Genomic DNA, 23,367 nt, shown 5'->3' with positions numbered 1-23,367 from the left:
TCGTTCCGTGAGGAATGCGGGCATGCCTCTTTCAATTTGCATCGACCGACCCCAGATAATGCGCCATGGTTTCCCAATCCCCTGACATGAAAGCCGGGCCCGAAGGTCCGGTTCGCGCGCCATCTTCGATTCCGATCGATGACGCCGTGCTGCCCTACGAGGTCGATGCGCTCGACGTACGCGGCCGCCTTGTGCGGCTAGGCCCGGCGCTCGACGACATTCTCACCAAGCACGATTATCCCGCGCCCGTGGGCAAGCTGCTGGGCGAGGCCATCGTGCTGACCACGCTGCTCGGCTCGGCGCTGAAATTCGAGGGCCGCTTCATCCTGCAGGCGCAGACCGACGGTCCGGTGTCCTTCCTGGTGGTGGACTATCAGGCGCCGGATCGCCTGCGCGCCTATGCGCGCTTCGATGCCGCGCGCCTTGGGGAAGCCCAGAAATCTGGCATGGATTCCGGTGCGCTGCTCGGCCACGGTCATCTCGCCATGACCATCGATCAGGGCCCTGACATGAGCCGCTACCAAGGTCTGGTCGCGCTCGACGGCGGCACCCTGGAAGACGCCGCCCATGAATATTTCCTGCGCTCCGAGCAGATCCCGACGCGCGTGCGCCTCGCGGTCGGCGAGGAGTGGCGCTCCGCCGATGGCGGCAAGCATCGCTGGCGCGCCGGCGGCATGCTGATGCAGTTTCTGCCGAAGGCGCCGGAGCGCGCGCGGCAGGCCGATTTACATCCCGGCGATGCTCCTGACGGCATCGAGGTGCATGCCGTCGCCGAGGACGATGCCTGGGTCGAGGCACGCTCGCTGATCGAGACCGTCGAGGACGTCGAGCTGATCGATCCCGAGCTCTCCGGCGAGCGGCTGCTGTTCCGCCTGTTCCACGAGCGCGGCGTGCGCGTGTTCAATCCGATGGTTCTCAAGGCACAGTGCTCCTGCTCGCGCGATGCGGTCGCTTCGATGCTCCAGAGCTTCTCGCCGGATGATCGTGCTGCGATGGTCAAGGACGACAAGGTGGTCGTGACCTGCGAGTTCTGCAGCTCGGTGTATCAGTTCACCCCGCACGAAGCGGGCGTGGAAGACGCGTAGCGAGCTCTCCTAGGGTGGGCAAAGGCGCATTTGCGCCGTGCCCACAAGCTCTCTCGGTTGCGAACGATACGTGGGCACGCCTTCGCTCTTCGAGCTACGGCGGACAAGTCGCTTTGCCCACCCTGCGGCACCTGCGAAACCGGCCCCTTAGTTCAACACCCGCTTGCTGTCCGGGCTGTCCAGCGAAAACGCCGGCACGTCGATCTCGAAGCGTTCGCCGCTTTCGCTGACCATCTGGTAGCGGCCGGTCATGAAGCCGGAGGCGGTCGAGAGCGGGACGCCCGAGGTGTATTCGAAGCGCTCGCCGGGGGCCAGGATCGGCTGCTCGCCGACCACGCCCTCGCCCTTCACCTCCTGCTGGCGGCCGGAGGCATCGGTGATGATCCAGTGCCGCGTCTTGAGCTGCACGGTCTCCTCGCCCGAATTGGTGATGACGATCGTGTAGGACCAGAAATAGCGGGAGCGGTCGGCCGACGACTGCTCCGGAACAAAGTTCGGCTCGACGGTCACTTCGATGTGGCGGGTCACGGCGCGGTACATGGCTGCCACCATACCGAAATCGGCCGCCGGAACCAAACGCCGCGGCCGGGTTTGGCGACATCGTCCCGCCAGAATTCGAAGGGAATGACACCCCTGAGGGAAACCCCCGCAGGACATCCCCTTGCAGGGAAACACCTTCGGGAGACCCCCATGTGATCCGGCCGCTTTGCGAGAGTGCGACCGGACCGGTACACTCCTTCAGGCGTCGCGATTTGCGGAAGGGTTTTTGCGCCCCGATGACCATTGCCGACCAAGTAACGGGATCGACGATCGCGGGAACCGCCAAGCCTGCAGACAGTAGGCCTGCGGAGGCGAAGCCGCGCCTGCGGGCGCCGGCCATCACGCTGCCCGCAATCGGCGAGCGCGAGCTCCGGCTCGACCTGTTCCGCGGGCTCGCGCTGTGGCTGATCTTCATCGACCATCTGCCGCCCAGCCTTTTGACCTGGTTCACGATCCGCAATTACGGCTTCAGCGACGCCACCGAGATCTTCATCTTCATCTCCGGCTACACCGCCGCCTTCGTCTATGGAAGGGCGATGCTGGAGAGCGGTTTCGTCATCGCCACCGCGCGCATCCTGCGCCGGGTCTGGCAGATCTACGTCGCCCACGTCTTCCTGTTCACGATCTTCCTCGCCGAAATCTCCTATGTCGCGACCAGCTTCGAGAACCCGCTCTACACCGAAGAGATGGGCATCATGGATTTCCTCAAGCAGCCCGACGTCACCATCGTGCAGGCGCTGCTGCTGCGTTTCCGCCCCGTCAACATGGACGTGCTGCCGCTCTACATCGTGCTGATGATGGCGCTGCCGCTGATCCTGTGGTCGATGAAATGGCGGCCCGACGTCACGCTCGGCCTCTCGGTCGTGCTCTACGCGGTGACCTGGGAGTATGACCTTTACCTGTCGGCCTATCCGAACGGCTTCTGGGCCTTCAACCCCTTCGCCTGGCAATTGTTGTTCGTGTTCGGTGCATGGTGCGCGCTCGGAGGTGCGCGACGCATGTCCCGTATCCTGGCCTCGCCGGTGACGATGTGGATCTCGATCGCCTATCTCGTCGCGGCGTTCTACGTGACGCTGACCTGGTACGTGCCGCAGCTCTCCCAGTTCATGCCGAAGCGGATCGAGCAGTGGATGTACCCGATCGACAAGACCGATCTCGACGTGCTGCGCTTCACGCATTTCCTGGCGCTGGCGGCGCTCACCGTGCGCTTCCTACCCCGGGATTGGCCGGGCTTGAAATCGCGCTGGCTACGACCATTGATTCTATGCGGGCAGCACTCCCTCGAGATTTTCTGCCTCGGCGTCTTCCTGGCCTTTGCCGGCCATTTCATTCTCGCCGAAGTCTCCGGCGGGGCAGCCATGCATGCGCTGATTAGTCTCTCCGGGGTGCTGATCATGTGGGGCGTGGCCTGGGTGATTTCGTGGTACAAGCGCGTGGCTGACAAGAGCGGTGCGAAAACCAAAAACGCCGTCGGCAACGCCGATCTGGCGGGAGGGGGCTGATGAAGGCGAAGGTTCTCCTGAGCCTGATCCTGCTATGCGGTAGCCTCGCCGCGCCTGTGGCGCGCGCGGGCGATGCTGCGCCTGCCGTACCTGCCGCGTGCGAATTGCCGTCCTATTTGCTGACCAGCGAAAGTCAGCTTCCCAAGGTCGCCGACGCCGTCAAGGCCGGCAAGCCGCTCGAGATCCTGGTCATCGGCAGCCGTTCGACCACGATTCCGTCCTCGGAGAGCAGCTCCTATCCCGCGCGCATGGAGGCGATCCTCAAGGACAAGCTGCCGGCGTCGGAGGTGGTGCACGTCTCCGTAGAAATACAGAGCAAGAAGACGGCCGAGGAGACCGCCTCGACCTTCGTTAAGCTGATGGAAGCAAAAACGCCTACTTTGGTGGTCTGGCAGACCGGGACCGTGGACGCCATCCGATCCATCGATCCCGATGAATTCCGCAGCGCCGTGACCTCTGGGGTTGTTGCGTTGCAAAAGGCAGGGACCGACGTCGTCTTGATGAATTTGCAGTACAGCCCGCGCACCGAAACGATGATCTCGGCCCAACCATTTCTCGATAATATGCGCGTGGTGGCCCAGGAGCATGATATTCCGCTGTTCGACCGTTTCGCGATCATGCGGCAGTGGAATGACCAGGGTCAATTCGACCTGTTCAGCCCGTCCCGCGGGCCCGAGCTGGCGAAACAGGTTCATGATTGCCTCGGCCGGGCGTTGGCACAGTTCGTGATCGACGCTGCCCATCTGGAGCCGGCCCAGCAGCAAAATTGAGGTCTAGCGTTAATGAGTTCTCTTCGCCCTTTTTGTCTGACGGCATGGCTGACCGCGCCTGCGGCAGCAGCGCTGTTGTTGCTGGCGCCGGCCTCGCAATCGCATGCGCAGACCGCACAGGCGACGCCCGCGCCAGTGCAATCGGCTGATCCCGCCCCCACCTCGCCCTCGCAGACCACCGTTGCGGTGACCTCACCGGAGCAGCGCGGCGTCACGTCGCGCGCCATCGACAAGGTGAAGCAGGTCGCCAAATCCGCCGCCGATATTTTCAGCCGCGTGCCTTGCCTGCCGCCCAAAGACGCGAACAAGGGCGGCGCGAAGGCGATGGGCTCGCTGCCGCATGTCGCGGGCAAGCTCGTTGCGGGCAAGCCCGTCCTCATCGTCGCGTTCGGCTCGTCGTCGACCGCAGGCTTCGGCGCCAGCTCGCCGGAGTTCAACTATCCGAACCGGCTCGCCGCGCAGCTGCGCCGGCACTATCCGACCGCGGACATCACCGTCGTCAATGCCGGCGTCGGCGGCGAGGACGCGCCCGAGATGATGAAGCGCCTCCAGACGCAGGTGATCGACGTGCATCCGGATCTCGTGATCTGGCAGGTCGGCACCAACGCAGTGCTGCGCAATCTCGATCCCGGCGAGACCGCAAAACTGGTCGAGGACGGCATCAGCCGCATCCAGGCCGCGGGCGGCGCCGACATCGTGCTGGTCGATCCGCAATATTCGCCCGCCGTCAACCAGCGCAAGGAGAGTGCCGGCAAGATGGTGCACCTGCTCGGCAAGGTCGCCGAGCTGCGTCACGTCGGCATCTTTCCGCGCTTCGAGGTGATGCGCGACTGGCACGAGAACCAATCGATCCCGGTCGAGAGCTTCGTCATCGCCGACGGCCTGCACATGAACGATTGGGGCTATGCCTGCTTCGCGCAGCTGCTCGGCGACGACATCATCCGCTCCGTCGGCCAGATCAGGCTCGGCGTGAACGTGCCGGCGGACGTGCGGACGTACCGGCCGATGTGAAAAGACGGCGCGTAGGGCGGGGTTAGCCCTGTAGATGCGCGAAGCGCATCTGCTCGGCGTAACCCGCCATTGTCTGTCTGTGCGGAAACGGAAGCGGCGGGTTACGCCTTCGGCCAACCCGCCCTACCAAGCGATCACGCCTTCTCCAGCGCCGCCGTCAGATCCTCGATCAGATCGTCCGGATGCTCCAGGCCTGCCGAGAAGCGGATGAAACCTTCGCCGATGCCGAGCGCGGCGCGGTCTTCCGGTTTCAGGCGCTGATGCGTCGTGGTGGCCGGATGCGTGACGAGGCTCTTGGCGTCGCCGAGATTGTTCGAGATCCGCGCAAGCTTCAGCTCGTTGAGCACGCGGAACGCGGCAGCCTTGCCGCCCTTGACCTCGAAGCCGACCAGCGTCGAGCCGCCGCGCATCTGCTTTTTCACCAGCGCCGCCTGCGGATGATCGGCGCGTCCGGGATAGACCAGCCGTGCGATCTTCGGATGGCTCGCCAGCACCTCGGCGATGCGCGAGGCGGTATCGGTCTGCGCGCGCACGCGCACGCCCAGCGTCTCCAGACCCTTGAGCAGGACCCAGGCGTTGAACGGCGAGATCGACGGCCCGGTCTGGCGCATGAAATTGTGGATGTGTTCCGCGATGAAGGCTTCCGAGGACAGGATGATGCCGCCGAGGCAGCGGCCCTGGCCGTCGATATGCTTGGTCGCGGAATAGACCACCACGTCGGCGCCGAGCGCGAGCGGGCTCTGCCAGATCGGCGTTGCGAACACGTTGTCGACCACGAGCCGCGCGCCGCCCTTGTGCGCGATCTCGGCGATCCCGGGAATGTCGAGCACATCCAGCGTCGGATTGGTCGGGCTCTCCAGGAAGAACGTCTTGGTGTTCGGTCGCAATGCGCGCTGCCACTGGTCGAGGTCGAGCCCGTCGACCAGCGTGGTCTCGATGCCATAGCGCGGCAACAAGTCCTGCACGACGTAGAGGCACGAGCCGAACAGCGCCCGTGAGGCCACCACGTGATCTCCGGCCTTGAGCGGCGCCAGGATCGCGGTCGTCACCGCGGCCATGCCTGTCGCCGCCGAGCGGGCGGCTTCGGCGCCCTCGAGCTCGATCATGCGGCGCTCGAACATTGCGATGGTGGGATTGGAGTAGCGCGAATAGATGAAGCCCGGATCCTCGCCCTTGAACCGCGCCTCGCACTCCTCGGCGCTGTTGTAGACGTAGCCCTGGGTCAGGAACAGCGACTCCGACGTCTCGCCATATTGCGAGCGCAGGGTGCCGGAATGGACCAGGCGGGTTTCGGGGCGGTAAGCAGCAGGCGACTTCGACATAGGACCCTCCGACATGACCGTCTCGTCGAAGACGGTCACAAAAAAACCGGCCTGGATATCTCCACGGGCCGGGATCACAGAGGTCCCCGGCCTGTTTAGCGACTTATTTAACGTGGCTGCAAGCCGGCCGGCTCAAATCACCACGGGATAAGTGATGCTCATATTCCGCAATGCCCTTTCCGTCAAGGCGTCCATCGGATAGCCGTAAAAGACTTGTATTTCCGGCATGTCCGGATGCAATTGACCCCTGATGAGGACCCCCGGTTGACGTTCACGGTCGCGCCCGACGCCAATGGTATCCTGCCCGACCGCATGATCGCGGCGATGGCGGAGGCGGGGCTCATCCTGCCCGCCTATGATTTCGTCGAGAGCCAGATCCAGCCGGCGAGCCTCGATCTGCGCCTCGGCGACATCGCCTATCGCGTCCGCGCCAGCTTCCTGCCCGGTCCCGGCTCAACCGTCGCCGAGCGCATCGACGAATTGAAGCTGCACGAGTTCAGCCTCGCCGACGGTGCGGTGCTGGAGACCAACTGCGTCTACATCGTGCCGCTGCTGGAAAGCCTCGCGCTGCCGCCGGAGATCGTCGCGGCCGCGAACCCCAAGAGCTCGACCGGCCGGCTCGACGTCTTCACCCGCGTCATCGCCGACGGCACCCGCCGCTTCGACATGATCGGCGCCGGCTATCACGGTCCGCTCTATGCCGAGATCAGCCCGAAGACGTTTCCGGTGCTGGTCCGCGAGGGCTCGCGCCTCAGCCAAGTGCGCTTCCGCACCGGCGATGCCATCCTCAACGCCGACGAGCTCGACGGCCTGCACGCCACTAAGCGTCTCGTCGATGTCGACGATGCCGATCTGTCGGGCGGTGTCGCTGTCTCCGTCGACCTCTCCGGCGAGAAGGCGAGCGGCTTCGTCGGCTACCGCGCCAAGCGCCACACCGGCGTCGTCGACGTCGATCGCCGCTCCGGCTACGCGGTGGAAGATTTCTGGGAGCCGATCTCGGCCCGTCCCGACGGCAGCCTGATCCTCGATCCCGGCGAGTTTTACATCCTGGCGTCGAAGGAAGCCGTGCAGGTGCCTCCGGACTACGCCGCGGAGATGGTGCCATTCGATCCGCTGGTCGGCGAATTCCGCGTGCATTATGCCGGATTCTTCGATCCCGGCTTCGGCTATGCCGGCGCCGGTGGGCTGGGCTCGCGCGCCGTGCTGGAGGTGCGTTCGCGCGAAGTGCCGTTCATCCTCGAGCACGGCCAGATCGTCGGTCGCCTCGTCTACGAGAAGATGCTGGCCCGCCCCGACGCGATGTACGGCCAGCGCATCGGCTCCAATTACCAGGCCCAGGGCCTCAAACTATCGAAGCATTTCCGGGTGTAGCGCGATCCTGTAGCCCGGATGGAGCGCAAGCGTCATCCGGGACAGTCTCGCTTGTGGCACGATCCCGGATTGCGCTCCGCTCCATCCGGACTACGAGGTGACGAGATGAGCAATCCATCCGAACTCGACGCAAAGATTGCCGAGAACGTCGCGGACGCGCTGATCTATTCGGATCGGTCCGGCACGATCATGCGGTGGAACGGTGCAGCGACGGCCCTGTTCGGCTTCACCGCCGCGGAAGCGCTCGGCCAGAATCTCGACCTGATCATTCCCGAACATCTGCGCGCCGCGCACTGGAAAGGTTTCGAGGCCGCGCTCGCGAGCGGCAGCGTGAAGCTTGCGGGCAAGCCGACGCTGACCCGCGCGCTGCACAAGAGCGGACGCAAGCTCTACATCGAGATGACGTTCGCATTGGTGCGGGATTCCGGCGGCAACGTGCTGGGATCAGTGGCGATGGCGCGCGACGTCACCGAACGGGTCGAGCGTGAGCGCGCAGCCAAGACGCCGCCGCAAACTTCGTGATGCGGAATTGGCGGGCGCTCGCGCAGGGCGCCCTGCGCGGCCGTCATGTTGCCTGCCGTGGGGTGCGGTGACACACTCGATCGAAATCATGATCGGGAGTGAACATGACCGCCGTCTCAGACGCCGCGCAGGAAGCCCAATGGAAGCGCTGGCGCGCGGTTGCCGAGCTCTATCACGCCTACTTCACCGGGCTCATCCTCACCGTCGTCACGCGGCGCGGCACGGCTGACGCCGCCGAGTTCGTCTTCCGCGTGTTTCGTCGCCAGCAGCAGGAGCGCTTCCTGCCGGGCCTGAAGAAGCTCGGGCTCGATCATCTGCCGCCGGCGGTCGCGGCCGCGCAATATCATTACCTCTCCAACTGGATCGGCGGCGTGTATGTCGAGTACATGTATGAGAGCGACGCCAAGGCCTGGATCCGCTATCCGCCGCCGCGCTGGATCTGGAAGGGCACCGCGATCTGCGGCGTGCCGGGCGAGGTGTCCCGTGCGATGCTGCGTGGCTGGCACGCCAACAATGGCGCGGCCCTCGGAGATCTCAGGCTCGGTTTCGTCTGCACCAAGCAGAGCGTCGACGGCCAGGACGGGCTGGAGGGCTACTACCATCAATACGATCACCCGCTCGAGCTGGACCAGCGGCTCGTGTTCGCGCGTCACCTGGAAGCGCCCTTGTTCGATGCGAAGACTGCGCCGGCGCTTCCCGTGGCGAGCTGGCCGAAGCCGCGCTTGGAGAAGGCCTATCGCAACTACGCGATGGAATATGTCCGCACCGCCGCGCCCGTGATGGTGCAGCTGTTCGGTCCCGAAGATGCCGGCTATCTGCTGCACCTCACCGGCAAGTTGATCGGCATGCAATATTTCGACGAGGTCGCGGCCGCGCTGGCCATGGGCCGCGGCGGGGCGAGTGAATTCGCCTCGTTCCTGAACGCGCTGTTTGCTGCGCAGGACGACACGGCTGAGAGTACGACGTCTGAAGGCAGCTTCGAAATCCGCCAGCAAAGCTGGAAGCTGATGGACGACGTCTCGGACTATCATCCCGCTTGCGCTGGGGTGCTGGAGGGATTGTTCGAAGGCTTGGCTGCGGGATGCGGGCGGCATATCGGCGTGCATGTGCGCCCGGCGGCGGGCGGTCGTCCGCCGCTGGTCTGGACGATCGATTAGCTCCACCTATTGAAATACGCCGCCGCAGGGCACGCCTGCATCCGGCGCAGGAGGAATCGCTCCGTGCCGTGCTAACAAGGACGCACCGCGCCCTGTGCGCGAACAAATTTATTGGCACGCCTGTTCATTGCCGCGCCGCAAAGGGCGCCCGTGCTCCGGAGAGGACATGTCCGACATCGCCGAAATCCCGGTCGATGAGCAAGAGCGTCCGCTGCCGCCGCCGCCGCGGCCGGTGCGAAGCGCGCTGACCGACGGGCCGATCCTGCGCACGCTGCTTGGCCTTGCCTGGCCCAACGCGATCGCGCTCTCGGCCGGCACCTGCACGGTGATCGCCGAGACCTCCTATATCGGCCGGCTTGGCGTCGAGGCGCTGGCGGCGATGGCGCTGGTGTTCCCAACCATCATCCTGACCATGACCATGTCGGGCGGCGCCATGGGCGGCGCGGTGGCCTCCGCCATTGCACGCGCGCTCGGCGCGGGCGACCGCGAACGCGCCAGCACGCTGGCCGCGCATGCGATGCTGATCGGCATCAGCTTCGGCCTCGTCTTCATGCTGGGCATGCTGATCTTCGGACCCAAAGTGCTGGAAATGCTCGGCGGCCGCGGCGACGTGCTGACGCATGCGATCGCCTACACGCAGGTGTTTTTCGGCGGCGCCGTGCTGCCCTGGCTGCTCAACACCATGGCCGGCGTGCTGCGCGGCACCGGCAACATGAAGCTGCCGTCGTTCCTGATCCTCAACTCCGCGGCCTGGCAGATCGTGCTCGGCGGCACGCTCGGCCTCGGACTCGGGCCGGTACCGCAGTTCGGCATGCGCGGCGTCGCGGCCGGCGCGCTGATCGCCTACACCATGAACATCTGCATCATGGGCTGGTACCTGTTCTCCGGGCGCGCGCGCGTCACGCCGAAGCTGCGCGGCCTGCGCATTCAATGGACGATGTTTTTCGACATCCTGAAAGTCGGCGCCATCGCCTGCTTCTCGCCGCTGCAATCGGTGCTGACGATCTCGATCTTCACCCACATGCTGGCGAAGTTCGGCACCACGATCCTCGCCGGCTACGGCATCGGCGCGCGGCTGGAATTCTTGCTGACCTCGATCGCGTTTTCGTTCGGCATAGCCTGCGTGCCGATGGTCGGGATGGCGATCGGCGCAGGCAATATCGCGCGCGCCCGGCGCATCGTCTGGATCGCCAGCGCGGCCGCCTTCGTGGCCGTCGGCGCACCGGCCTGCCTCGTTGCGATGTTCCCCGACCTCTGGATCAACATCTTTACCGACAGCGCGGCCGTGCGTGCGGCGAGCCACCAATATCTCGCGACGGTCGGACCGTTCTACGCCTTTTTCGGCATCGCCACGGTCATGTACTTCTCCTCGCAAGGCGCGGCCAAGGTGATCGGCCCGGTGCTGGCGCAGACGGCGCGGCTGGTCTACATCTCCGGAACCGGCTGGTGGCTGTCGACGCATGACGCCACCGCGCAGAGCTTTTTCTGGCTGGCCGCGAGTTCGATGGTCGTGCTCGGCCTGCTCTCATCCTCCAGCGTCCTGCTGACGCGCTGGGGGCCGCGCGCGAGCAAGCCTGCGATCAGGCCAGCTTTGTCCGGTGCCGCAGACTAGCGGCGCTTGTGGCGGCGATGGCCGCTGCCGCCGCCGACATTGGCGAGCCGCATCAGCTGCGGGATCATCGCCATCATGTCGCCGCCACCGGAACCACCGAGCATGCCCATGATGTCGCCACCCCCGCCGAAGCCGGCCGGCATGGCGCCGCCGCCCATCGGCGTGTAGCCGCCGTAATTGGGCGCGCCGAAGCCGCCGCCGAAATTGCCGGCGGGCAGCCCGCCCAGGCCTCCGCCGCCCATCATGCCACCGAGCCCGCCGCCGCCGTTCTCCATCATGCGGCTCATCATCGGGCCCATGGTTTGCATCATCATGGCGAAGCGGCGCTTGCCCATCTTCGCCTTCATCATCTCCAGCATCGGGGCCATCTGGGTCATCATGTCCTCGCCGCCGGCGCCGCCGCCGAACCCTGCGAGCTGCGCCCTTGCCGGCGTGCTCGCGACGGAAAACAGCAGCAGCACGGCGGCCGCCTGGCAGATCACCTTGTCCGCACCTCTCATGGCATGCTCCTCGCGTGCGCAGCGCCGCCGGGAGAGCGGAGCCAACCGGACGCACGCGGGCATGATTGCGGGCGGCGAGGGCGGAGCTCTGTGAAAAACCTCACAGAGCGCGGTCAGGCCGCGGCAGGCGGAAACGCCTTCTGGATGGCGATGACGGCATCCCTGGTCTGACCCTGAACGTAAGGTGCAAGCTCGTTCGGCAGCATGTCGATGATCCAGAGGAGCCGACACCTCATCTCGCCGTCGGCGATCACCTGCACCGAGGCGCTGTAATGCTTCAGCCGTTCGTTGCTGATGGCATAGACGAGGCGCCGCCGCGCGTCGTCGCAATCGACCAGCACTTCGCGTGCCACCGAACCGTTGGCGAAGGTGACGATGCGCGCGTCGCCGTCGAGCGTGCAGGCCGTGACGAAGCCGGGCGCCAGCCGTTCAGGCAGCGCACCGAAGTCGCGCACCGCGTCCCAGACGTCGTGCGCGGGGGCGGAGAGGGGGATGTCGTTGTGGATGGAGGCCATGGAAATTCCCGTTGTTGGGGTCATTCCGGGGCGCGCGGAGCGCGAACCCGGATTCTCGAGATTCCCCGGTGCGCAATTGCGCACCTGAGGTCTGGTGCTTCGCGCCATCCCGGAATGACGGCGCATGTGGCACCTCAAGTCGCGCCTCACGTACAAACCGCCTCGACATTATTGCCGCCGGGGTCGATCAAAAACGCGGCGTAGTAGGTCGGACTGTAATCCTTGCGTGGTCCGGCGCCGCCATTGTCGCGGCCGCCGCTCTTCAGCCCTTCGCTGTGGAACGCCTTGACCGCGTCATGGCTCCCGGCGCGAAACGCAATGTGCGCGCCGTCGGCCTTGCGGCCCTTGTTGAGGTGCAGCCACAACGCCGGCGCGCCCTGCGGCCCGAAGCCGGCATAACCCTCGCCGCTCGAGCACAGGACGTAGCCGAGCGGCGCCAGCACCGCGGTGTAGAAGCGCGTCGCGGCGTCGAGATCGGCAACGCGAAGTCCGATGTGGTCGTACATGGTCGTCTCCATTTGCAATGCGCGCCGCAAACGGCGCGCGCCGGAGACGAACCTAGTCGGCACGAGGCGGACGATTCTTGGAGAATCTTGCGCTTGGCATTCGGCTAACTCGCCCGCGCCTCCGATTGCCACCGGATCACGCGTTTCAGGTGATGGACCTGAACCCACATGTTGGTTCCGATCACACTCACCGTTGCGACGATCAGCGCCGTCAGCTTTTGCGGGTCATGCAGGGCGAGAGCGAGCAGGAACGCGGAGAACGCCGCCGTGACGCCGAAGCTGAACCAGAGCCCGATGAAGCGTGGCGCAAACCAGGCCGGCCGACCATCGGTGCCCCACTGCATCGGAATCCTGCGCGAGGTGATCTGACGGCCGTAGTAGATGGCGCAGCCGGCGATGAAGGCGAGGCCGACGGCAAGCGCGACCAATGTGGCCGCAATCACGTCATTCGGAGCATTGTTCATCTGCCGGCTCGCCGCACTGAAAGAGCGCCTGTTCGCTCTGTGGTTGTAGTATCGCGCGGCGTGCGATAAGCCCAGTGCGACGCGGCCGTCTGGTCAACAGACTGTTACCCCGCAGGGCGGCGGACCTGTCTCAGTTGAGGACGAGGCGTTCGGCGAAGATGCTGCGCGCGCCCTTCGAGGCCTGGCGGAATTTGGTCGGCGAGACCCCGGCAGCGCGATGGAAGGTGCGGACGAAGTTGGAGAGATCGCCGAAGCCGACGTCATAGGCGATTTCGGTGACCGCGATGCCGTCGTCAGCGAGCAGCCGCGCCGCGTGCCGCAGCCGCGAGCGCACCAGATATTGATGCGGCGTGACGCCGAGCACGCTGGAGAACAGCCGCAGGAAATGGAACGGGCTGAGGCCCGCCTGCTTGGCGGCCTGTTCGAGATCGACCTCGTCATGCGAATTGTCGTCGATCCACAGCGCGGCCTCGACGGCGCGGCGGCGGTCACGCGCATTGGGCGTGGCCGGCTTGCGCGGCTTGCCCGAGATGACATCGACGAAGCGGCCGGCCAGGATCTGGCCGACTTCATCGAGACCGATGTCGCTGTTGCCATCTGCAGCCGTCTGGGCGAGTTCGCCCAGCACCATCAATTCGGGCAGCGGCGGGGTGGCACCAATCCGCCAGATCTCGCGCCGCCCGTGCAGGGCATCGACCATGTCCTCGCTGAAGAAGAATCCCAGGCAGACATCGCCGCTGACATGCTCGTGCGTGCAGGTGTATTCCTCGCCGGGCGCGCCGACCAGCATCGAGCCTGCCACCAGCTCGAAGAAGCCGGCGCGGCACCGGCAGCCGAAGCTGCCCGAGCGGACATAGGCGATGGAATGCCCGGTGCGGCATTCGGCAAAGGGCGTGTCGTCCGGTCCCGCTTCGCAGCGGAACTCGCAGACCGTGATCGATTGTGTCGTCAGCAGCGTGGTCGCGTCCATGCCGCCTATCTAGGCATGATCCGGACAAGTGTGTAGCGGTTGTCCGACAAGATCATGCCCAAAAAACCAAAGTTAAGGTGCGATCGAGATCGCGCCTTAGCCAGGCGCGCGCGGCGGAGCAACGGGCAGCAGCACCTCGAACAGCGTCTTGCTGGCGACGGGATGGGCGCCCTCCAGCGCCAGCAGCCGCCGCTTGGAGATCACCCCGCCATAGGGCGAAAGCCGGTCGGCGTAATTGCCGGCCTCCAGCACCCGGTGGCAGGGCACGATCAGCATGTAGGGATTTTTCGCGATCGCCTGCGCCACAGAATGCCCGGCGCCCGAAGCGCCCAGCGCCTTGGCGACCTCGTGATAGGTCCGCGTCTCGCCGCGCGGAATCGAGCAGGCGAACTCGTAGACCCGCCGGTTGAAGCCGGACACGCCGCCGGCATCGAGGCTGACCTCGGAAAAATCGGGATCGCCGCCTTGCAGCAGGGCTGTGATGCCCTCGATCGCAAGCTCGGCATTTTCGGATGCCCGCTGCTCGCGCGCCTCGGGATGGGCCTGGAAGATGCGGCGGCGGGTGTCGATCTCCCGCGCCTCCGGCAATTGCACGGCGACGACGCCAGTGCCGCTCCAGATGATGCCGCAGCGGCCTATGGCCGTGTCGAATATCGAATAGCCACGCCCCACCATGCACACGCCCCACTCAGTGCACGTCTCTCCCCAGACATCCGATCATAACACCGCCACAATCCGGCGCACCTGGAATCTTACTGGGGCGTTAACAACCGCCCGGCCGGGCGCGCCAAACCGCTTGGCGGAAGGCGCCGTCTCGGCTAATCAAGAGGCGCGCGGCCTCGCGCATCCGCGGGCGTAGTTCAATGGTAGAACGGCAGCTTCCCAAGCTGCATACGAGGGTTCGATTCCCTTCGCCCGCTCCAAGCCCTTAGTTCGACAGGCTTCGCAGAAACTCCACGATCGCCGCGTTGACCTCCGCCGGCCGCTCCTGCTGCGTCCAGTGCCCGCAGCCGGGCAGCATCCTGATCTCGCGCAGCTGCGGCACCCATTGTTTCATGTTGGCGAGAAGCTCGGTGCTGCCGGGGAAAGCGAGGACCATGTCGTGGTCGCCCGCGATGAAGAGCGGGGGCACCGTCACCCTCATGCCCTCGAAGGCCGCCATCAGTTCCCAGTTGCGATCGATGTTGCGGTAGTAATTGAGCGGTCCGCGAAATCCGCTGCGGGCAAACTCGGCGCCGTAGTGGTCGAGGTCGGCGGCGCTCAGCCATGACGGCAGCGGCACCTGCACCTTCGGCAGTATCCCGTCCTTGCGCGAGACCATGCCGGCGCCGACGGTCCGCCCCTGACGCTCGGCATTGGCGCGGATCGCCGCCGCTCCCTCGCCGGAGCCGCCATAGAGCATGGCGCCCAGTGTCGCGCGCGGATCACGTTCGAATTCGGCTTCGGCGACACCCGGCTCCTGGAAGTAAAGCTGATAGAACTGCGAATCCGCCGTCTGCGGCATGACACTCGTCGGTCGCACCGGACTCCGTGGCCGATAGGGTACGCTGAGGATGGCGGCGGCGCGAAAGCGATCCGGCCGCAGGCGCGCCGTGTGCCAGGCGATCGTGGCGCCCCAATCATGCCCGACGATGACGGCGTGTTTCGCCTCGAAGGCGTCGAGCACGCCGACGAGATCTCCGACCATGTGGAGGATCGTATACTGATCGATCGCCTCAGGCCGGTCGCTCTTGCCATAGCCGCGCATGTCGGGCGCGACCGCATGGTAGCCGGCCGCTGCCAGCGCGTCGAGTTGGTGGCGCCAGGAGTACCAGCCTTCCGGAAAGCCGTGGCAGAGCAGGACCATTGGCCCCTCGCCCTGCTCGGCGACGTTGAGGCTGATACCGTTGGCCTTGATCGTCCGCTGCGTCGGCTCGCCCATGTCATCGCCTCCCGGTCATCGCGGCTGGCGTATCCTAATCCGCCCTGCAGGCTGCGCAAAGATTCTAATATGTTAGCCTCTCGCTCTCGGCACGCCCGCCTTGCCCGCCTTAAGCTCATCTTGCCCGGTGGAAGCGGTCCCTGCGCCGGGTGATGTCGGGATGAGGGCCATGGACCAGCAGAAACTCGACCGTGCGATCGGTCGCCGCTTGAAGACGCTGCGGACGCAGGCGGGGATGACGTTGAACGAACTTGCAACGCGCTCCGGTGTCAGCCGAGCCATGATCGGGCGGGTCGAGCGCGCGCAGAGCAGCGCCACGGCTGCGCTGCTCGGCAGGCTGTGCGCCGCGCTCGACGTCTCGCTCAGCGACGTCGTCGCGCTCGCCGAGAAGCCGCCGGAGCGCCTGATGCGGCTTGCCGACCAGCCGCACTGGCGCGATCCTGACAGCGGCTATCGAAGGCGGCACGCCTCGCCGACGGACGCGGCGAGCGGCATCGAGATCATCGTCGTCGACCTTCCGGCCGGCGCGCGGGTGCCGTACAGCCCCTGGGGCCGCAACGCCTTCACCCAGCAGCTGTTGATGCTGGAGGGCGCGATCGCCGTGTACATCGACGCCAAGACGGTGCGCCTGCGCGAGGGCGACTGCCTGGATTTCGACGTGATGCGCGCGGTGACCTTCGAGAACGAAACCAAACAGGACGCGCGCTACGTCATCATCACGCGGCGCGGCGCCTCCTACGGGAAGATGTGATGTCGCTGATCGTACGGGACGCTACGCTGGACGATGCCGAGGATATCCTCGCCATCTACAATTACGCCGCGCTCAACACCACGGCGGTCTGGACCGACGGTCCATCCGATCTGGACTCGCGGCGTCAATGGATTTCCGCGCGACAGGACGCCGGCTATCCCGTGCTGGTCGCGATGAAGGGCAGGGATGTCGTCGGCTTCGCCTCGTTCGGCGATTTCCGTCCCTTTCCCGGCTATCGTCACACCGTGGAGAATTCCGTTTATGTCGACGAGCGGCACCACAGGGCGGGGATCGGCCGCAGTCTTGTCGCCGCATTGATCGAGCGCGCCACCGCCATGCACAAGCATGTCATGATCGCCGGCATCGACGGCACCAACGCGGCTTCGATCGCGCTGCACGCCTCGCTCGGCTTCGCGGAGGTCGCGCGCATGCCGGAGGTCGGCTGCAAGTTCGGCCGCTGGCTCGATCTCGTCTTCATGCAGAAGCAGCTTGCAAGCGGCGTGAGGCCCTGACCATGCAGATCCGGACCGGCGACACCTTCGATCCCCGCGTCATCGCGCTGCTCGATCATCACGTCACGGCGGCGCGGGCGCAGACCGCGCCGGGCAGTGCGCATGCGCTCGATCTCGCCGGTCTTCGTGCCAGCGACGTCGCGTTCTGGACCGGATGGGACGGCGAGCAGCTGGTTGCCGCCGGCGCGCTGAAGACGCTCTCGGCAACCCATGGCGAGGTGAAGTCGATGCACACGCTCCAGACCACGCGGCGACGCGGGTATGGCGGCCAGATGCTCCGCCACATCATCACCGAGGCCCGCGCGCGGGGCCTGAAGCGGCTCAGCCTCGAGACCGGCTCGTGGGACTATTTCAAGCCGGCGCATGCGCTCTACCAGGCGCATGGCTTCGTTCCCTGCGGTCCGTTCGAGGGCTATGCCGAGGATCCCAACAGCCTGTTCCTGACGCTGGACCTGCTCGAGGGGTGACTGCCGGACCCAAGACTCGAGCCGGCAACAATCGCATTGCTGCCCCTCAAAATGAGTTGCGTACCTCAAAACACCTCTGCTAGCCTTCAGCCATGGCCGAGACCCTGACCACGACGGTGCTGACGCTGAAGGACATCGCCCGCGAGGCGGGCGTCAGCCTGGCGACGGTGGACCGCGTCCTGCACAACCGGCCCGGCGTGCGGCCCGACACGGTGCGGCGCGTCAAGGCGGCGATCGAGCGCAATTCGTTCCAGCCCCACGTCGCCGCCGCCGAACTCGCCCGCAGCCGCGCCCGCCGCTTCGCCTTCGTGATGCCGTCGGGGCCGAACCCGTTCATGCAGCAGATCGAGGCCTATCTCGGCGAGATGTCCGCCTGGCTCTCGGCCCGTCGCCTCAGCGTGGAGACCGTTACAACCGACGTGTTCGATCCATCGGTGCTCGCGGCCTCGCTGGAGGCGCTGTCGGGCGATTGCGACGGCGTCGCCGTGGTGGCGCTGGATCACCCCAGCGTTCGCGCCGCGATCAACGACCTCGTCGATGCCGGCACCAAGGTGGTGACCCTGGTGTCGGACGTGCCGTCGTCGCGCCGCCACCATTATGTCGGCATCGACAACATCGCGGCGGGCCGCACCGCCGGCGCGCTGGTCGGAAGGCTGGTCGGCCAAAAGTCCGGCAAGGTTGCGATCGTCGCGGGCTCGCAGGGCTTGCGCGACCATGCCGAGCGAATTTTCGGCTTCAACCAGGTGATGGCGTCGGAATTCCCCGATCTCAGCGTTCTGCCCGTGCTGGAAGGGCGCGACGAGGATGGCCGCTCGGAACAGGTGATGGCGCGGCTATTGGCCAAGCATGCCGACATTGTCGGCCTTTATAACGTCGGCGCCGGCACGCAAGGCGTCGCCAAGGCGTTGAGCGATGCCGGCCGCGACAAGGTGGTGTTCGTCGGTCACGACGTCACCGTGCTGACGCGCCGCCTGCTGCTGCAGGGCGTGATGGATGCCGCGATCTCGCAGAACCCCGGACATGAGGCGCGCGCCGCCGTGCGCGTGCTGCTCGCGCTCGCCCGCGGCGAGCCGATCTTGCGCGAGCAGGAGAAGATCAGGATCGACATCGTGATGCGGGACAATCTGCCCTAGCGGCAGCCGGCTATCGAACGGGCCGTGACGGAAAGCGCGACGTCAAGATCGCGCATCGCAATGGACAATGAGGAGGACGATTTGTATCTCGGACTGGACATCGGCACGTCCGGCGTGAAAGCGGTGCTCGTGAGCGAATCCGGCGCGATCCTCGCGACGGCAACGCGCGAGCTTGCGCTGTCGCATCCGGCGCCGCTGTGGTCCGAGCAGGACCCCGATTCCTGGGTCGATGCGACCATCGGCGCGGTCGACGATCTCGCCAGCCGCCATCCGCGCGAAGTGGCGCAGGTGGCCGGCATCGGCCTGTCCGGCCAGATGCATGGCGCGACGCTGCTGGACGAGGACGGCAAGCCGCTGCGCCCCGCGATCCTCTGGAACGACGGCCGCTCGCAGGCCGAATGCGCCGTGCTGGAGCGGCGTTGTCCGTCGCTGCCTGCGATCGCCGGCAATCTGGCGATGCCCGGCTTCACCGCACCGAAGCTGCTGTGGATCGCGCGGCACGAGCCGAAAATCTTCGAGCGTGTCGCAAAGGTGCTGCTGCCCAAGGCCTATGTGCGTTACCGCCTCACCGGCGAGATGGTCGAGGACATGTCCGATGCTGCCGGCACGCTGTGGCTCGATGTCGGCCAGCGGCGCTGGTCCGCCTTGCTGCTGCACGCCACCGGGCTCGATCTCCACCACATGCCGCGCCTGGTCGAGGGCAGTGCGGAGAGCGCCGCGCTCGCGCCGGACTATGCGCAGCGCTGGGGCATGAGGAAAGCCGTCGTGGTCGCGGGCGGCGCCGGCGACAACGCCGCGAGCGCGATCGGGCTCGGCGCGATCGCGCCGGGAGATGCGTTCCTGTCGCTGGGAACGTCCGGCGTCGTGTTCCGCGTCACCGATCGCTTCGCGCCGGCGCCGACGTCGGCCGTGCATGCCTTCTGTCATGCGCTGCCAGGCCTCTGGCATCAGATGGGCGTGATGTTGTCGGCCGCGGCGTCGCTCGCCTGGCTCTCCGGGGTGATGGAGACGCCCGCCGCAGCGCTCTTGGCTCCGCTTGGTGAATCTGTCGATGCGCCGAGCCCGATCAAATTCCTGCCCTATCTCGACGGCGAGCGCACGCCGCACAACGATGCCTCTGCCAGCGGCGCCTTCGTCGGCCTGCGCGGTGCGACCGGTCGCAGCCAGATCGTGCAAGCCGTGCTCGAAGGCGTCGCCTTTGCCGCGCGCGACAATCTGGCGGCGCTCAGCGCGGCGAGCGGGCCGATTCCCGAGCTCGATCTCGTCGGCGGTGGCTCGCGCTCGCCATTGTGGGCACAGATCTGCGCCGACGTGCTCGGCATTCCCGTTCACCGGGTCGAAGAGGGCGAGATGGGCGCGGCGCTCGGCGCCTCCAGGCTCGGCAGGCTCGCTGCGACAGGCGAGAGCGCCTCGGCGGTCTGCACCCGCCCGCGGCGGCTCGCGACCTTCACGCCCCGCGCCTCCGTCGCCGCGGCCTATGACGAAGCCTATCGGCGATGGCGCGCGCTCTATCCCGCATTGAAGGAGACGAATTAAGTGAACGCGTCAGCCAAATTCTTCGATGCAAGCGCACCCGTCGCCTTCGCCGGCGAGAACGCGGGACAGGGCCCCGCTTTTCGCTGGTACGATAGGGATCGCATGGTCCACGGCCGCCGGCTCGAGGATCATTTGCGCTTTGCGGTCTGCTATTGGCATTCGCTTTGCTGGCCCGGCGGCGATCCGTTCGGCGGCGAGACGTTCCTGCGGCCCTGGCACCACGGCACGGATGCAATGGCGCAGGCGCGGGCCAAGGCGGATGTCGCCTTCGAGCTGTTCCGCCTGCTCGATGTGCCCTACTTCACCTTCCACGACGTCGACGCGGCGCCGGAAGGAGCGTCGCTCGCCGAGTCCGTCGCCAATCTCAACGCCATCGCTGATCTGTTCGAAGCGAAGATGGCATCAGCCAAGGTCCGCCTGCTCTGGGGCACCGCGAACCTATTCACGCATCGCCGCTACATGGCGGGCGCTGCGACCAACCCGGACCCAGAGATCTTCACCTATGCCGCCGGCCAGGTCCGCGCCGCGCTGGAGGTGACGCACCGGCTCGGCGGCCAGAACTATGTGCTGTGGGGTGGGCGCGAGGGCTACGAGACGCTGCTCAACACCGATCTCAAGCGCGAGCTCGACCAGCTCGGCCGCTTCGTCGCGCTCGTCGTCGAGCACAAGCACAGAATCGGTTTCAAGGGCCCGATCCTGATCGAGCCGAAGCCGAAGGAGCCGACCAAGCATCAGTACGACTTCGACGTCGCCACCTGCTACGGCTTCCTCGAACGCTACGACCTGCTCAAGGACGTCAAGCTCAACATCGAGCAGAACCACGCCATCCTCGCCGGCCATTCCTTCCATCACGAGGTCGCGCTCGCCGAGGCGCTCGGCGTGTTCGGCTCGCTCGATATCAACCGTGGCGACGACCTGCTCGGCTGGGATACCGATCAGTTCGCGATGAACGTGCCGGAGCTGGCGCTGGTGTTTCACGAGATCCTGAACCGCGGCGGCTTTACTTCGGGCGGGCTGAATTTCGACGCAAAAATCCGGCGGCAGTCGATCGATCCCGATGATCTCATTCACGCCCATGTCGGCTCGATGGATGCGTGCGCGCGGGCCTTCCTCGCCGCCGCCGACATGCTCGATGCCGGCGCTCTCACCGCGCCGCTCGCGAAGCGGTACGAAGGCTGGTCCGGTCCCGAGGGCCGGGCGATTCTCGGCGGCCAGCGCTCGCTCGCCGACCTCGCTGACCGCGCGCTCCAGCCCGGCTTCGATCCGCAGCCGCGCTCGGGTCGGCAGGAATATCTGGAATCCCTGGTCAATCGTCATGTCTGGAGGAGCGCTGATGGCACAGGTTGATGCGACACCGGTCCTCGAGCTCACCGGCATCGGCAAGGAATTCGGCGCCATCCGTGCGCTGCACGGTGTCGATCTGCAGGTCCAGCCCGGCGAGGTCGTCGGCCTGATGGGCGACAACGGCGCGGGCAAGTCGACGCTGGTCAAGATCATCGCCGGCAATTTCCGTCCCAGCCATGGCGAGATCCGTTTCGCCGGCAGCGCGGTCCATTTCAGCCGGCCCGTCGACGCCCGCGCCGTCGGCATCGAGGTCGTCTATCAGGACCTCGCGCTCGCCGACAATCTGACGGCTGCCGCCAACGTGTTCCTCGGCCGCGAGCTGAAGCGCAAGTTCGGACCCATCGCTCTGCTCGACCACAAGGCGATGGCGGCGAGAGCGCTGGAGCTGTTCGGTGAGTTGCGCTCGGAGACGCGCCCCGACGATCTCGTCAAGCAGATGTCCGGCGGCCAGCGCCAGGCGGTCGCGATCGCGCGTACCAGGCTCTCCAATGCGCGGCTCGTCATGATGGACGAGCCGACCGCAGCGATCTCGGTGCGTCAGGTCGAGCAGGTGCTCGGGCTGATCCACCGGCTAAAGGAGCAGGGGGTTGCCGTGATGCTGATCTCGCACCGCATGCCCGATGTGTTCGCGGTGTGCGATCGCGTCATCGTCATGCGCCGCGGCGAGAAGCGCGCCGACAAGCCGATCCACGAGACCTCGCCGGAGGAAGTCACCGCTCTCATCACCGGCGCGAAGGAGGCGGCGTGATGGCCATGCCCATGGAATCTCCCATCAGCTTCACCAATGTGGGCCGGATCAAATGGTGGCAGCGCGGCATCTTCGCCTCCCAGACCGGCTATGTGCTGCTCGCACTCGCGGTGCTGCTGGTGATCATGCATTTCGCCAGCCCGTACTTCTTCACCCAGGGCAACATGCAGAACGTGGCGAAGAACTTTTCGTTCATCGCCGTCGCGACGCTCGGCGTCACCTTCGTGATCATCACCGGCGGCATCGACCTCTCGGTGGGATCGATGATGTGCTTCTCCGCCATGATCACCTCGATGGTGATGACCGAGCTGTCGGCGCCCGGCTCGCCGCTGGTGCACATGGCGGCTGACGGCAAGACGGTGCTGGCCAACGTGCCCGGGCTGATCCTGCTTGTCTCGGTCCTTGCCGGGCTCGGCGTCGCGCTGATCGCCGGACTCGTCAACGGCTTCTGCATCGCCGTGCTCGGCCTGTCGCCCTTCGTCACCACGCTCGGCATGCTCTCGATCGTGCGCGGCCTCGGCTATGTCGTCTCCAACGGCCGCGGCAGTTTCCCGGGCGGGCCGGATGCCGATTACTTCTACGCCGCGACGTCGGGCGACGTGCTCGGCGTCCCCGTGCCTTTCATCTATCTCGTCATCCTTGCGCTGACGATGGCGGTGGTGCTGCATCATAGCGCGTTCGGCCGCCACGTCTTCGCGCTCGGCGGCAACGAGAAGGCGGCCGAACTGACCGGTATCCCGGTCGTGCGGGTGAAGATCGAGGTCTATGTGATCTGCGCGCTCGCCGCGGGCCTGCAGGGCATCATCATCTCCGGCTGGCTCGGGTCGGCGCCGGCCAACATGGCGACCTCCTACGAGCTCAACGTGATCGCGGCGGCCGTCATCGGCGGCGCAAACCTTGCGGGCGGCATCGGTGGCCCGCTCGGGGCGATCGTCGGCTGCGTGCTGCTGGAAGTGATCCGCAACGGCCTCGTGCTGGCGCAGGTCTCCTCCTATTGGCAGCAGACGCTGGTCGGCGTGATCATCATTCTGGCCGTGCTGGTCGACCGTATCCGTTCGCGGATGAGCTGAAATGACGTCATCTCGGGAAGGCAAACAAAACGCCGCCT

Annotated in this window: 25 protein-coding genes, 1 tRNA gene and 1 riboswitch; of the genes, 17 read left to right on the top strand and 9 right to left on the bottom strand. The window is 66.1% G+C overall.

What is annotated here, in order from left to right; genetic code table 11:
- Positions 1–65 precede the first annotated feature (65 nt).
- Entirely contained in the window at positions 66–1,085 is a 1,020-nt protein-coding gene (locus ML401_RS33635) for an Hsp33 family molecular chaperone (RefSeq protein ID WP_285808470.1), read from the top strand.
- 147 nt (positions 1,086–1,232) lie between these two features.
- On the opposite strand, the gene apaG is transcribed toward ML401_RS33635, so the two are convergent.
- Complete coding sequence (gene apaG, locus ML401_RS33630) at positions 1,233–1,625, bottom strand: Co2+/Mg2+ efflux protein ApaG (RefSeq protein ID WP_028138966.1); 393 nt, start codon at positions 1,623–1,625, stop codon at positions 1,233–1,235.
- Positions 1,626–1,861: 236 nt separating this feature from the next.
- Between apaG and ML401_RS33625 the strand changes: the two genes are divergently transcribed.
- From ML401_RS33625 to ML401_RS33615, 3 genes are read left to right on the top strand one after another with little or no spacing between them, the layout of a single operon-like run.
- A complete protein-coding gene (locus ML401_RS33625; protein ID WP_194404868.1) occupies positions 1,862–3,127 on the top strand; it encodes an OpgC domain-containing protein in 1,266 nt (421 codons plus the stop codon).
- Positions 3,127–3,897 carry an SGNH/GDSL hydrolase family protein gene (locus ML401_RS33620; protein WP_211415552.1) on the top strand — a complete coding sequence of 257 codons (771 nt, stop codon included), beginning with the start codon at positions 3,127–3,129 and terminating at the stop codon, positions 3,895–3,897. The genes ML401_RS33625 and ML401_RS33620 overlap by 1 nt, the downstream gene beginning before the upstream one ends.
- A gap of 12 nt (positions 3,898–3,909) precedes the next feature.
- The gene (locus ML401_RS33615; protein WP_194404866.1) at positions 3,910–4,908 is read left to right on the top strand and encodes an SGNH/GDSL hydrolase family protein; all 999 of its coding nucleotides are present in this window, start codon (positions 3,910–3,912) and stop codon (positions 4,906–4,908) included.
- A gap of 134 nt (positions 4,909–5,042) precedes the next feature.
- Here the strand turns inward: ML401_RS33615 and ML401_RS33610 are convergent, their stop codons facing one another.
- The gene (locus ML401_RS33610) at positions 5,043–6,230 is read right to left on the bottom strand and encodes an O-succinylhomoserine sulfhydrylase (protein WP_194408487.1); all 1,188 of its coding nucleotides are present in this window, start codon (positions 6,228–6,230) and stop codon (positions 5,043–5,045) included.
- Between the two features lie 74 nt (positions 6,231–6,304).
- Positions 6,305–6,384, bottom strand: a riboswitch (SAM riboswitch).
- Between the two features lie 80 nt (positions 6,385–6,464).
- On the opposite strand from ML401_RS33610, the gene ML401_RS33605 reads away from it, so the two are divergent.
- From ML401_RS33605 to ML401_RS33590, 4 genes are all read left to right on the top strand, one after another.
- Positions 6,465–7,601, top strand: coding sequence for a 2'-deoxycytidine 5'-triphosphate deaminase (locus ML401_RS33605; protein WP_376717329.1), 1,137 nt, complete (start codon positions 6,465–6,467; stop codon positions 7,599–7,601).
- Positions 7,602–7,706: 105 nt separating this feature from the next.
- Positions 7,707–8,123, top strand: coding sequence for a PAS domain S-box protein (locus ML401_RS33600; RefSeq protein WP_285808465.1), 417 nt, complete (start codon positions 7,707–7,709; stop codon positions 8,121–8,123).
- Between the two features lie 104 nt (positions 8,124–8,227).
- Positions 8,228–9,280 carry a hypothetical protein gene (locus tag ML401_RS33595; RefSeq protein WP_285808464.1) on the top strand — a complete coding sequence of 351 codons (1,053 nt, stop codon included), beginning with the start codon at positions 8,228–8,230 and terminating at the stop codon, positions 9,278–9,280.
- Positions 9,281–9,446: 166 nt separating this feature from the next.
- A complete protein-coding gene (locus tag ML401_RS33590) occupies positions 9,447–10,892 on the top strand; it encodes an MATE family efflux transporter (RefSeq protein WP_285808463.1) in 1,446 nt (481 codons plus the stop codon).
- Here ML401_RS33590 and ML401_RS33585 read toward each other — a convergent pair.
- From ML401_RS33585 to ML401_RS33560, 6 genes are all read right to left on the bottom strand, one after another.
- Entirely contained in the window at positions 10,889–11,392 is a 504-nt protein-coding gene (locus ML401_RS33585) for a hypothetical protein (RefSeq protein ID WP_285808462.1), read from the bottom strand. The genes ML401_RS33590 and ML401_RS33585 overlap by 4 nt on opposite strands.
- Positions 11,393–11,505: 113 nt before the next feature.
- Positions 11,506–11,907 carry an SRPBCC family protein gene (locus tag ML401_RS33580; protein ID WP_211415558.1) on the bottom strand — a complete coding sequence of 134 codons (402 nt, stop codon included), beginning with the start codon at positions 11,905–11,907 and terminating at the stop codon, positions 11,506–11,508.
- Between the two features lie 146 nt (positions 11,908–12,053).
- On the bottom strand, positions 12,054–12,413 hold the full coding sequence (locus ML401_RS33575) for a VOC family protein (protein WP_285808461.1): 360 nt from the start codon (positions 12,411–12,413) through the stop codon (positions 12,054–12,056).
- Between the two features lie 104 nt (positions 12,414–12,517).
- The gene (locus tag ML401_RS33570; protein ID WP_285808460.1) at positions 12,518–12,877 is read right to left on the bottom strand and encodes a hypothetical protein; all 360 of its coding nucleotides are present in this window, start codon (positions 12,875–12,877) and stop codon (positions 12,518–12,520) included.
- 130 nt (positions 12,878–13,007) lie between these two features.
- Entirely contained in the window at positions 13,008–13,847 is an 840-nt protein-coding gene (locus ML401_RS33565; RefSeq protein ID WP_285808458.1) for a helix-turn-helix transcriptional regulator, read from the bottom strand.
- A gap of 96 nt (positions 13,848–13,943) precedes the next feature.
- Positions 13,944–14,522: a methylated-DNA--[protein]-cysteine S-methyltransferase gene (locus ML401_RS33560; RefSeq protein WP_285808457.1), complete on the bottom strand. Its 579-nt coding sequence runs from the start codon at positions 14,520–14,522 to the stop codon at positions 13,944–13,946.
- Positions 14,523–14,696: 174 nt separating this feature from the next.
- On the opposite strand from ML401_RS33560, the gene ML401_RS33555 reads away from it, so the two are divergent.
- A tRNA-Gly gene (locus ML401_RS33555) sits at positions 14,697–14,770 on the top strand.
- Between the two features lie 5 nt (positions 14,771–14,775).
- On the opposite strand, the gene ML401_RS33550 is transcribed toward ML401_RS33555, so the two are convergent.
- Positions 14,776–15,768, bottom strand: a complete 993-nt coding sequence (locus ML401_RS33550) for an alpha/beta fold hydrolase (protein WP_285808455.1) — start codon at positions 15,766–15,768, stop codon at positions 14,776–14,778.
- A 169-nt stretch (positions 15,769–15,937) separates the two neighbouring features.
- On the opposite strand from ML401_RS33550, the gene ML401_RS33545 reads away from it, so the two are divergent.
- From ML401_RS33545 to ML401_RS33510, 8 genes are all read left to right on the top strand, one after another.
- Positions 15,938–16,519 carry a helix-turn-helix domain-containing protein gene (locus tag ML401_RS33545; protein WP_194404833.1) on the top strand — a complete coding sequence of 194 codons (582 nt, stop codon included), beginning with the start codon at positions 15,938–15,940 and terminating at the stop codon, positions 16,517–16,519.
- The gene (locus tag ML401_RS33540; protein ID WP_285808453.1) at positions 16,519–17,031 is read left to right on the top strand and encodes a GNAT family N-acetyltransferase; all 513 of its coding nucleotides are present in this window, start codon (positions 16,519–16,521) and stop codon (positions 17,029–17,031) included. Before ML401_RS33545 ends, ML401_RS33540 begins: the two co-directional genes overlap by 1 nt.
- A gap of 2 nt (positions 17,032–17,033) precedes the next feature.
- A complete protein-coding gene (locus tag ML401_RS33535) occupies positions 17,034–17,498 on the top strand; it encodes a GNAT family N-acetyltransferase (protein ID WP_212065086.1) in 465 nt (154 codons plus the stop codon).
- Positions 17,499–17,590: 92 nt separating this feature from the next.
- Positions 17,591–18,631: a LacI family DNA-binding transcriptional regulator gene (locus ML401_RS33530; protein ID WP_285808451.1), complete on the top strand. Its 1,041-nt coding sequence runs from the start codon at positions 17,591–17,593 to the stop codon at positions 18,629–18,631.
- Positions 18,632–18,712: 81 nt separating this feature from the next.
- Positions 18,713–20,167: a xylulokinase gene (xylB, locus tag ML401_RS33525; protein WP_285808449.1), complete on the top strand. Its 1,455-nt coding sequence runs from the start codon at positions 18,713–18,715 to the stop codon at positions 20,165–20,167.
- A complete protein-coding gene (xylA, locus tag ML401_RS33520; protein WP_285808448.1) occupies positions 20,168–21,514 on the top strand; it encodes a xylose isomerase in 1,347 nt (448 codons plus the stop codon).
- Positions 21,501–22,259: an ATP-binding cassette domain-containing protein gene (locus tag ML401_RS33515; RefSeq protein ID WP_211415568.1), complete on the top strand. Its 759-nt coding sequence runs from the start codon at positions 21,501–21,503 to the stop codon at positions 22,257–22,259. The genes xylA and ML401_RS33515 overlap by 14 nt, the downstream gene beginning before the upstream one ends.
- Positions 22,259–23,329 carry an ABC transporter permease gene (locus ML401_RS33510; protein ID WP_259217949.1) on the top strand — a complete coding sequence of 357 codons (1,071 nt, stop codon included), beginning with the start codon at positions 22,259–22,261 and terminating at the stop codon, positions 23,327–23,329. Before ML401_RS33515 ends, ML401_RS33510 begins: the two co-directional genes overlap by 1 nt.
- Positions 23,330–23,367 lie beyond the last annotated feature (38 nt).

Source organism: Bradyrhizobium sp. 62B (assembly GCF_030272265.2).
In the GTDB taxonomy this organism is placed as follows: domain Bacteria; phylum Pseudomonadota; class Alphaproteobacteria; order Rhizobiales; family Xanthobacteraceae; genus Bradyrhizobium.
The sequence above is the reverse complement of the archived record's forward strand: the minus strand, read 5'-3'. Positions and strand labels throughout refer to the sequence as shown.

Coding starts and splice junctions, on each gene's coding strand:
- ML401_RS33635 (WP_285808470.1), top strand. CDS start 66: ATGGTTTCCCAATCCCCTGACATGAAAGCCGGGCCCGAAGGTCCGGTT.
- apaG (WP_028138966.1), bottom strand. CDS start 1,625: ATGTACCGCGCCGTGACCCGCCACATCGAAGTGACCGTCGAGCCGAAC.
- ML401_RS33625 (WP_194404868.1), top strand. CDS start 1,862: ATGACCATTGCCGACCAAGTAACGGGATCGACGATCGCGGGAACCGCC.
- ML401_RS33620 (WP_211415552.1), top strand. CDS start 3,127: ATGAAGGCGAAGGTTCTCCTGAGCCTGATCCTGCTATGCGGTAGCCTC.
- ML401_RS33615 (WP_194404866.1), top strand. CDS start 3,910: ATGAGTTCTCTTCGCCCTTTTTGTCTGACGGCATGGCTGACCGCGCCT.
- ML401_RS33610 (WP_194408487.1), bottom strand. CDS start 6,230: ATGTCGAAGTCGCCTGCTGCTTACCGCCCCGAAACCCGCCTGGTCCAT.
- ML401_RS33605 (WP_376717329.1), top strand. CDS start 6,465: ATGCAATTGACCCCTGATGAGGACCCCCGGTTGACGTTCACGGTCGCG.
- ML401_RS33600 (WP_285808465.1), top strand. CDS start 7,707: ATGAGCAATCCATCCGAACTCGACGCAAAGATTGCCGAGAACGTCGCG.
- ML401_RS33595 (WP_285808464.1), top strand. CDS start 8,228: ATGACCGCCGTCTCAGACGCCGCGCAGGAAGCCCAATGGAAGCGCTGG.
- ML401_RS33590 (WP_285808463.1), top strand. CDS start 9,447: ATGTCCGACATCGCCGAAATCCCGGTCGATGAGCAAGAGCGTCCGCTG.
- ML401_RS33585 (WP_285808462.1), bottom strand. CDS start 11,392: ATGAGAGGTGCGGACAAGGTGATCTGCCAGGCGGCCGCCGTGCTGCTG.
- ML401_RS33580 (WP_211415558.1), bottom strand. CDS start 11,907: ATGGCCTCCATCCACAACGACATCCCCCTCTCCGCCCCCGCGCACGAC.
- ML401_RS33575 (WP_285808461.1), bottom strand. CDS start 12,413: ATGTACGACCACATCGGACTTCGCGTTGCCGATCTCGACGCCGCGACG.
- ML401_RS33570 (WP_285808460.1), bottom strand. CDS start 12,877: ATGAACAATGCTCCGAATGACGTGATTGCGGCCACATTGGTCGCGCTT.
- ML401_RS33565 (WP_285808458.1), bottom strand. CDS start 13,847: ATGGACGCGACCACGCTGCTGACGACACAATCGATCACGGTCTGCGAG.
- ML401_RS33560 (WP_285808457.1), bottom strand. CDS start 14,522: ATGGTGGGGCGTGGCTATTCGATATTCGACACGGCCATAGGCCGCTGC.
- ML401_RS33550 (WP_285808455.1), bottom strand. CDS start 15,768: ATGGGCGAGCCGACGCAGCGGACGATCAAGGCCAACGGTATCAGCCTC.
- ML401_RS33545 (WP_194404833.1), top strand. CDS start 15,938: ATGGACCAGCAGAAACTCGACCGTGCGATCGGTCGCCGCTTGAAGACG.
- ML401_RS33540 (WP_285808453.1), top strand. CDS start 16,519: ATGTCGCTGATCGTACGGGACGCTACGCTGGACGATGCCGAGGATATC.
- ML401_RS33535 (WP_212065086.1), top strand. CDS start 17,034: ATGCAGATCCGGACCGGCGACACCTTCGATCCCCGCGTCATCGCGCTG.
- ML401_RS33530 (WP_285808451.1), top strand. CDS start 17,591: ATGGCCGAGACCCTGACCACGACGGTGCTGACGCTGAAGGACATCGCC.
- ML401_RS33515 (WP_211415568.1), top strand. CDS start 21,501: ATGGCACAGGTTGATGCGACACCGGTCCTCGAGCTCACCGGCATCGGC.
- ML401_RS33510 (WP_259217949.1), top strand. CDS start 22,259: ATGGCCATGCCCATGGAATCTCCCATCAGCTTCACCAATGTGGGCCGG.